Raw genomic sequence first — 8,437 nt, 5'->3', positions numbered from 1 at the left:
GCCGCCTGGCCACCCGATGGGAACGCCGCACCGACATCCACCAAGGCTTCCTCGACCTCGCCAACAGCCTCATCAGCTGGCGCCGACTCCCAACCCAAATGCGTTAGGGGCTCTGAGGGACGTTAGGTCACTACTCTGATCCGGTGTTTCTGCATCCCACGCATGGTGCGTTTGTGGATCTTGTCCCTACCGTTCGGCGGGCGGTATATCCACGGCCGCGTTCTTAGGGCCACCGTGATCATGGAGGGATGTTCATGAGTAATCCGGACGGCGATATGAAGGTGGTGCAGCAACCGGAGGGCACGCTGTTGACGGCTGCTGAAGAGGCGCTAGCTGCGGAGTTGGAAGGGACTATGCCGAACCAGGTATCCGAGGGCGCGTAAACGGTGCTGTCGGGTGGGCAGATCGACAGCACCCGCCCGATCTGGCCGGCTGGGGAACCTCGGCGTTCTCCCCGTCGGCCGTCGGCGGTGCTGGACCGGCCACAGCGGCCATCGAGCAGGCCGCCCTGAACTTGGGGCTGCGGCCACGGTGGCGACTGGGGGCAGGCACCGTGTTTCTGTCGGAATGTGAACTGATCGATGATGCCGGTGCTACCGCTCCAGGGGGTCGTGGCGTCGGCAAAGGACGCAGCCAGGACGAAGCCCGGCTTGGTGCGCTGGGCGAGGCGCTGGAGCGGTTCCTTACCGGTCCGGCGAGCCTGGACAGCGAGGCCATCTGCTTCATCCCCGCCGAACAGCTCGCCGGTGGCGTGCTGGCCGGAGAAGCGAGCGTGCCACTGCTCAAGCAGCTTACCGGTAGCGAAATCGCGTGTTATCCGTACGAGGCACTGCATGCTGACCGAGACGACGCGATGATCCCCCTCTATCTCGGCGCCCCTTGGTACGCAGGTGAGGATGGACGAATCCACCGGGATCGCCTCGGCGATCGCACCGACTATCAGGGTTTGTCTCGATACTCCGTGCAGTCCGGCTACGGCCTCGGCCCCGCTCAGGACCAGGCCACCCTTCATGCCTTGCTCGAAACCGTCGAACGGGACGCTTGCTCGCTCCTGAACATCCGTACCTTCATCGCGGGGCGACTACCTACCGTCATCGACCCGCGCACCTTGCCGGATGAGCTCGCCTTGCTGCACGCACAAGCCCAGCGCGACATCGACGCCACCATTCATCTCCTCGACGCCACAAGCGACCTGGGCATCCCCACCGTTCTCGCCTACTGCATCCCCCGCGACGGAGGAGTCCATCTCCGTGGTCAAGCCGCCGCGCTAGCCACTCGCGACGCCGTCACCGACGCGATCACAGAGATCCTCGAATCCCAACTCCCCGATATCTCGCCCCCGGCTGTGGATCTGAGCCTGTTGAAGCCATACCCGGCATTGCACCGCTGTGCCCGCTTCGACCTCACCGACGCTCTGCGCCGTGCGCACACCACAGCGTTCCTAGACCGCCCTGCGCCCCAAACCCCCAGCGCGCAATTGGAAGAACTTCTTGCCCATTTGGCTGTAGCCGGGTTCACCGCCTACCGATATCGCCTAGCTGCACTGCCAGGCGGGGTGAGCAGTGTACACACAGTGGTACCGGGCCTGGAACGGTTCTTCGCCATCGTCAACGGGGCACTCATTGTCCCTGGCCCCCGCGGCCGAGCGTGCTGACGCTAGGGCGACGACGAGGAAGCTTCCAGTGGGCAACGATGCTTGGAGAAGAGGGAAGGGTGCCGTCTTGAGTGCCCGTTCTTAGAGCCCCTAACGCATTGATGATCTTGCCGACCGTGTCGGCACCGCCGAGGACGCCCTGGAGCTCCTCCTGCGTCTGCCCACCCCCGACAGCGACACGACGTGACCGCCGGTGCCCGTGCTGGGCGTACTCGGTGGGTATGATCACGCCGCGGTGCGAACTTGGGGGTGGAGATGCGTTTTGAGGCGTTAGCGCAGCTCGTGGGCCGTCAGGCAGACCTCGGCACCGGGTGGGTGCCGCTGCAGGCGGTGGCGCACCTGCTGGGATGGTCGCCGCAGCAGCTCGGAAGCCATGGCCGGAGTGTACTGCCGAGAACGAGGATTCTCGGCAGTCGCTCAGCCAGCTGGGCAGTCACAACACCTGACCATGTCCTATTTTCGGCGTGTCTGGTCGCTACCCGTCGATTGTTTCTTCTCCGTGTTCGTGGTGGATGCGTCCGGGATGGCGGGGTCGTCTGGACGGGCCCGGGGCTTGAGGAACATCCATGTCGGATCGTGCGCTAAGCGGTGGTCGTGCTGGTGGGCGCCTGTGCGGCGACTGCCGCGAGTTCTGTGGTGGGCGGGTTCCGCAGATAACGCATGGCTATCTGCGGGACCTGCCTCGACGGCCGGAGCAAGAGACACGGCTCAACCACCGACCAGCAACGCTCACGGCTTAGCGCTGTCTGTCGTTCTGATGTTCCTCAACCGCCGGAACAAGCGCTGTGCGCTGGGTGTTCGCGTCTCAGGGGAAATGAGGCGGCAGTGTGGCGGTTGTCGGTTCGCGGCCGGGATCGGTCGCGGACGGTCGCATCAGGAGCGTACAGCCAATCTCAGCGGCCCGGTGTTGAGGTGTCGCCGGCGTGTTCGTGCGTCGTGCTCGGCGGGGGTGAGGTGTCGGTCTGGGGCATGCTCGTGGGCAGGGTGATGCCGGTGTCGGCGATGGCCTCGGCGACGGTGTGTCCTTCGGGGGCTTCTCCGCCGAGTTGCCAGGCCAGCGTGAGGGTGTAGAACTCGGACAGCGGGGCGAGGTCGTCGAGGATCGCGCGGAGCAGCTCGGCGAGGTCCTCGTCGTGGTCTGCGCTGCTGTGGTCCGAGTCGTGCAGGCCCCAGCGCGCGGTCCAGCCGGTGACTTCCGGGTCGTCGGGGTCGGCCAGGTGGTGCAGCTCGATGTCGACGACCTGTGTTGGTTTCGGGGCGAACTGCAAGACCGTAGCGTGGGCGGGCATGTGCTTCGCGCCGCCTCGGTGGCCTCGGGGTCCGATCATGGCACACAGCATGCAACGCTGCCGCCCCCAGTAGGGAGGGTCGGCGAGGAGGATCCACCTGCTTGCGTGACGTCATGCCGTGGCACCGGCCGGGCGCGTGAACGGTGCCCGCATTCCCGAGGGGGTCGGGTTGTCAGGCGAGTCCGTCGCGGTAGCCGTGGGTCAGCTGCTGGGCCCGGGCACGCAGGTCCTCGGCGTGCACGACCGGGCCGGTGCTCGTCGGCGTCGGCGGTGGCCAACCAGGTGAGGTAACCACCGGCTTTGGACAGATACGTCCGCCGTGTCGCCGGGGACAGGGGCGCGGCCGCGAGGGCTGTTCGAGTTCGGCGGCGCCTCCGCCGACGAGACGATCCAGCGGCTGCTCGACGAGCACTGGAAGGCCACCGCCCTGGCCGCGGTGCGCCGCGACCGCGACCGCGACCCCAACGACTGGCAGGCCCACGTCGACCAGGTCGACACGGACGCGCAAGCCGACGCCGCCATCGCCGACGGGTGGAACCGGTGAGCTGCCCCGACCTCGTGCCCGGGACCGTGTGGTTCGCTGACCTCGACCCCACCCAAGGTCACGAGCAAGCCGGCGACCGGCCCGTGCTCATCGTCTCCAGCGCGTTCCACCTCGAGCTGACCGGCGGGGACATGGCCACCGTGCTACCGCTGACCACCACCCGCCGGCCCGGGTGGGTGCACCGCATCCGCCTCGGCCAGACCAGCTGGGTGATCACCGAGCAGGTCCGCACCCTCGCCACCCGACGACTGCGCTGCCGCGCGGCCGAGCTCGACCCGGACGCGGAGGAGTACGCCGAGGTGCGCCGCGCCCTGGCCCACATGCTCGACCTGTAACCCCGGCCCCGGCCGAGAAACTCGATGCTACCCCGAACCGCCTCAACCAACACACAGTCAGAGCTGAGCCTCCGGCCGCCCGCAGCGGCGGCCGCGGCGCTGCTGATACACCATGCCGAGTTTCTACCACCCGTCCCACCCGAGCTAGGTGTCTAGAAACGACCGCTTTCAGGCAGGCGGGGCGGGGTGGGCAGCAGCGCTGCTCGGTGCCGGGGCGGAGTTGTCGGTGTGGGCTCGGGCGTGGCCGCACGCTAGGGCCAGCCCCTGGGGCGGGGCTTTGGCAGGATCCGGCGGGTTCACGGGTTGGACCGTCCCGGCTTTGGTGGAGACGTGAGCGTGTGAGGGTTAGGGGTTCGTCGGTGCCTGAGGCGACGGGTGGCGCAGTGGTGCGCCGACGTCGTGCAGGTGGCGCAGTACCTCGGCGTAGGAGTGCAGGAGGCCGCACTGGCTGTAGGAGATACCGCGCCGGAGGCAGAACTCGCGGACGAGTGGCTGGGCACGGCGCAGGTTGGGGCGCGGCATGCTGGGGAACAGGTGGTGTTCGATCTGGTAGTTCAGGCCGCCGAGCAAAAAGTCCAGCCACCGGCCGCCGAGCACGTTGCGGGAGGTCAGTACCTGCTTGCGCAGATAGTCCAGCTTCTCGCCTGGGGCCATGGTGGGCATGCCCTTGTGGTTCGGTGCGAAAGAGCATCCCAGATACACCCCCATCACTCCCTGGTGCACGGCGATGAACAGGATCGCCTTGAGCGGGGAGAGCACGAAAAACACCACGGCGAGGTAGCCGACGATGTGGACGGTCAACATCCCCGCTTCCAGCACGACGGACTTGACCGCACGTCTGAGTACCGCTTGGACGCTGGTGACGCGCAGCATCACCGCCTCCGCCAGCAGCAGCGGGAAGAACAGGAAAGCCTGGTATTTGCTCACCCACCTGAGCAACCCGCTCTTGTCGCGGGACTGCTCGTCGCTGAACGCGAGGGCGGCGATCGCGATGTCCGGGTCCTCGTCCTCGTGGTTGGGGTTGGCGTGATGCCGGTTGTGTTTGCCGACCCACCACCCATAGCTGATCCCGGTGATGGCGCTGTGCACGCGTCCGACCAGGTCGTTGCCGCGCCGCGAGGCGAGGATCTGCCGGTGCCCGGCTTCGTGGCCGATGAACGCGCACTGGGTGAACATGATCGCGAAGAACACGGCGGTGCACACCTGCCACCAGGAGTCGCCGAGGAGCACGAACGTGACGGTTCCTGCGGCCAGCAGCAGCACGTTGATCGCGATACGCACCGCGTAGTACCCGGGCCGGCGCTGGAGCAGCCCCGCGTGCTTGACCCACCGGGACAACTCCGCGAAGTCGCTGCCGCGCCTGCCGTTCGAGTGTTGTGTCTGGGATGTGGTCATGAGGCGAAAAACTTCCTCGACAAGCGGACTTTCTCGATTCGTGCAGCTGGTGGACTCGGGCCGGGTGAAACGCTAGCCGAGGAGGTTGCTGAACTGCTGTTGCACAGGGCCGAGCAGACTCGAGCTGATCAGCTGCGGCGGCAGACCCTCCTCCACGTCGACTGCCACAGGGGACATGACCGCGGGTGACAGCGGCAGCCCCGTCGGCTGCTGGGCTGAAACCGACAGGACCTGAGCCGGCCACACGCCCGGGTGCGCAGACGACCTACCCAGGATTCCCACCGGCTCTGGCTGTTAATCACGCTGCGGCCGATCACCGCTAGTTGACCACGCGACGAGGGATCTGGCCACCGCGGCGATGGAGGCGGACGAGCCCTGCCCCGCGCAGGTCACTCGTCGACGAGCTGGGCCGGACCGGCTACGGCCAGCAGGACGTGACGCTCGACCAGGTCGCCACCGTCCGAGTCTGACCGCGTTCCTGGAACGGCCCCGCCCGAACGGCCGTTCCCGTCTCGAGTACGCCTGCGTTTTCAGTGCCGACTGAAACTTCCTCGGATGCGCACCGTGCATGCGCGCAACCCGCGGAACCCGCACGCGCCCACGAGAGCGGCCGTTTCGTGGCCTCCGCGCACCATCGCGGCGCGACGCGCGATCGTCCGCGCGCGAGGGTCGGGGTTCCGCAGGGGTGCGGAACCCCGTTCGGAACCCCTGCGGAAGTCGACACACCGTGACCAACACCAGGCGCGCTCGGCCGTCAAAGCCGTCGACATAGACCTACTCGTCACCGACCGCGAGTACTGGACAGCCCTGTGCTGGTAGGTGCAGCACGCGGCCGATGAGCACGCCGCGCTCGTGCGCAGCAACCGCAACGCGGCGCTGTACCGGCTGATCAGCGACCTCCCTCTGTCGTGTCGCAGGCATCCCGCCGCGTGGCTGGCGCGGCAGCTCGACCAGAGCAGCGCCGCCCCGGCACCGGTCGAGTGATCTGTCCGGAAAGGAGTACGAGCATGACCGAAACGATCACGCGAGACACGATCGCGCATCTGCTGCCACCGCCTGAGCAGCACTCCACCGAGGACGGTGACTTGCTACGTGCCGGCCACGCCGGTGCCGGTGCAATCCTGGTGGACCTGGAGTCCGGACGTGCCGTACCTGCTGCGGCTGGACATTGGCCAGGACCTCACCGGTGCCCGCTGGGTCACCTGGCAAATCGCCCGCGCCCTGGTGACGTTCAATCTTTCCCGACTCTTCCCCAGACCCCGACCTTCGGCGGTGGTGGTGTCGATGCCGTGCTCGAGAAACCGGAAGCCCATCCCCGCGCTGGCGGAAGTCCTCCAGCAGTGAGACCAGGTGCGCGGTCGAGCGTCCGACCCGGTCGAGGCGCGTGCAGATCAACGTGTCACCGGCACGCAGCACATGGCACACCACATCCCACTGCGGGCGACTGCTCTTCGCACCGGATGTGTGGTCGACGTAGAGGTTCTCCTCGGTCCCACTCGCGCGGGCCAGCGCGTCGGTCTGCGCCTGCGGGTGTTGCTCGTCGGTGGAGACGCGGGCATAGCCAACCAACATGCGTCTGAAACTACCGCCCCGGTGGGTGTTTCCGTCATTGATTTCCGACACGTGTTTTCGCCGCTCATATCCCGGAGTGTGCCGGCGGTACCGCGAAGTGTCTGCACAAGGCCGTCTGCGTCGCCAGGAACGTGGACCGGCTCAGGTCGCGCCCGTTCTTCAGCGCCCCCAGCAGCTGCAAGCGTGTTTGGCCGAGGCCGGCGTTGGGGCATCTCGGGAGTGTACTTCCGATCTCGAAAGGGGACGTGGTCCTGATGTTCCCGGCACAGCCCCTGAACGGGGGGAGTCTTCTGCAGAGCCTGCAAAACGCGTTTAGCCAGTTCGTGAGCTATCTGCCGCAGCTGTTCGGGGCGCTGCTGATCCTGGTGATCGGCTACCTCATCGCCCGCATCCTGCGCAGCTTGATCACGAAGCTGCTCAACCGGTTCCGCATGGATGAGCGGCTCACCTCCGGTCACGGGGGCAGCTATGTCGTACGCCTGAGCCCGCAGGGCAGCCCCGCTCGGCTGGTGGGCACCGTCGTGTTCGCCGTACTCATGTTGTTCGTGGTGTCCTCAACGATCGGCACGCTCGATATCCCGGCGCTGACCGGCTTCATGAACGTGGTGATGGGCTACCTCCCGCGTGTCCTCGCCGCCTTGTTCATCTTCCTGCTAGCCGCGGCCATCGCCGGCGCTGTCGGTGGGCTGACTCACCGCATGCTGGGAGACACCCCCACCGGCCGGGTCGCGCGCACGGTCGGACCGGCCCTGGTCATGGCCATCGGGGTGTTCATGATCCTGACCCAGTTGCAGATCGCGACGGTGATTGTCACCGCCACCTACATCGCACTGGTCGGTGCGCTGGCGCTGGGCACGGCGCTGGCCTTCGGCCTCGGCGGACGGGAAGCGGCCGCCGACATGATCAACACCGGCTACCGCAAGGCCCAACAGCAGCAGGAGCAGGATCGCCACGACACGCGTGCCGGGCGCGAGCGCGCCGACACCGGCACCCAGCAACCTCAGCAGCCACACGAGCACGCCGTACCTGGCCAAGAACAACGAGGCACCGACGAAACGAACTATCAGCATCAACCCGTCCACACGGAACCACGAACGTGACGCGGGACGAGGCCCCGACGGACGCGTCCATCGGGGCCTCGTGTGCGTTGGGTGTCGGTAAGGAACGCTAAGCCCCTCTTTCTGGGCCTTCCGCGGCTTCCTCCGAGGCGACCGCGGCACGGAACCGCGCCAGCACCTGCTCCGGCGTCTCCGTGTCCCACGCGGCCGCCGGCGCGAGCGCGTGCTGGACCCGACTCGGCAGCACGACACCCTCCCGCTGAGCCTGCTCCAACTCGTCCACCAGCTGTTGCACGATGACCTGCCCCGGCCGAGGTGATACGCCCGCGTCTCGACCCGCTCACCCCGTTCGTCGTCGCTGGCCATACCGGCCAGCCTGACAGGGGTCCCTGATATTGATGAATTTCAGTCAACACTGATGGCATAGCGACATCTATCTTCTTCCTCGCCGGAGCCACTGGTCAGCGATCTGATTCCACCCGTCGGTCCCGTAACGCTCGTCCGCGTACCGGCTGACCACGCTCGCCAACGTCTCGTCGACCTCGGTGTAGCGGGCTGGGTTACTCGTCCAGTGCCTGACGTGCATGGAT

At 66.9% G+C, this 8,437-nt stretch carries 9 protein-coding genes and 1 pseudogene; 6 read left to right on the top strand and 4 right to left on the bottom strand.

The window, feature by feature from the left end:
• The first annotated feature begins 553 nt into the window (after positions 1 to 553).
• Positions 554 to 1,654, top strand: a complete 1,101-nt coding sequence (locus ACYVJE_RS22450) for a YcaO-like family protein (RefSeq protein ID WP_461146035.1) — start codon at positions 554 to 556, stop codon at positions 1,652 to 1,654.
• Between the two features lie 893 nt (positions 1,655 to 2,547).
• Here the strand turns inward: ACYVJE_RS22450 and ACYVJE_RS22445 are convergent.
• Positions 2,548 to 2,922: a hypothetical protein gene (locus ACYVJE_RS22445; protein ID WP_461146034.1), complete on the bottom strand. Its 375-nt coding sequence runs from the start codon at positions 2,920 to 2,922 to the stop codon at positions 2,548 to 2,550.
• 193 nt (positions 2,923 to 3,115) lie between these two features.
• Complete coding sequence (locus ACYVJE_RS22440; RefSeq protein ID WP_461146033.1) at positions 3,116 to 3,238, bottom strand: hypothetical protein; 123 nt, start codon at positions 3,236 to 3,238, stop codon at positions 3,116 to 3,118.
• 24 nt (positions 3,239 to 3,262) lie between these two features.
• Here ACYVJE_RS22440 and ACYVJE_RS22435 point away from each other — a divergent pair, with 24 nt between their 5' ends.
• On the top strand, positions 3,263 to 3,487 hold the full coding sequence (locus tag ACYVJE_RS22435; RefSeq protein WP_461146032.1) for a hypothetical protein: 225 nt from the start codon (positions 3,263 to 3,265) through the stop codon (positions 3,485 to 3,487).
• On the top strand, positions 3,484 to 3,822 hold the full coding sequence (locus tag ACYVJE_RS22430; protein WP_461146031.1) for a type II toxin-antitoxin system PemK/MazF family toxin: 339 nt from the start codon (positions 3,484 to 3,486) through the stop codon (positions 3,820 to 3,822). The genes ACYVJE_RS22435 and ACYVJE_RS22430 overlap by 4 nt, the downstream gene beginning before the upstream one ends.
• A 345-nt stretch (positions 3,823 to 4,167) precedes the next feature.
• Here the strand turns inward: ACYVJE_RS22430 and ACYVJE_RS22425 are convergent, their stop codons facing one another.
• Positions 4,168 to 5,217 (bottom strand): fatty acid desaturase family protein, encoded by a 1,050-nt coding sequence (locus ACYVJE_RS22425; protein WP_461146030.1) that lies wholly within the window; start codon positions 5,215 to 5,217, stop codon positions 4,168 to 4,170.
• An 819-nt stretch (positions 5,218 to 6,036) separates the two neighbouring features.
• On the opposite strand from ACYVJE_RS22425, the gene ACYVJE_RS22420 reads away from it, so the two are divergent.
• Together ACYVJE_RS22420 and ACYVJE_RS22415 are read left to right on the top strand one after the other, a co-directional pair.
• Entirely contained in the window at positions 6,037 to 6,201 is a 165-nt protein-coding gene (locus tag ACYVJE_RS22420; RefSeq protein ID WP_461146029.1) for a hypothetical protein, read from the top strand.
• Between the two features lie 159 nt (positions 6,202 to 6,360).
• Positions 6,361 to 6,561 (top strand): hypothetical protein, encoded by a 201-nt coding sequence (locus tag ACYVJE_RS22415; RefSeq protein ID WP_461146038.1) that lies wholly within the window; start codon positions 6,361 to 6,363, stop codon positions 6,559 to 6,561.
• Between the two features lie 30 nt (positions 6,562 to 6,591).
• Here ACYVJE_RS22415 and ACYVJE_RS22410 read toward each other — a convergent pair.
• Positions 6,592 to 6,789 (bottom strand): annotated as a pseudogene (locus ACYVJE_RS22410) (recombinase family protein); the annotation flags it as partial.
• 254 nt (positions 6,790 to 7,043) lie between these two features.
• Here ACYVJE_RS22410 and ACYVJE_RS22405 point away from each other — a divergent pair.
• Positions 7,044 to 7,889, top strand: a complete 846-nt coding sequence (locus ACYVJE_RS22405; protein WP_461146037.1) for a mechanosensitive ion channel family protein — start codon at positions 7,044 to 7,046, stop codon at positions 7,887 to 7,889.
• Positions 7,890 to 8,437: the final 548 nt, after the last annotated feature.

The sequence above is a fragment of the Salinifilum aidingensis genome (assembly GCF_054782015.1).
Note: the sequence above shows the minus strand (reverse complement) of the source record. Positions and strands in the feature narration are given on the sequence as shown.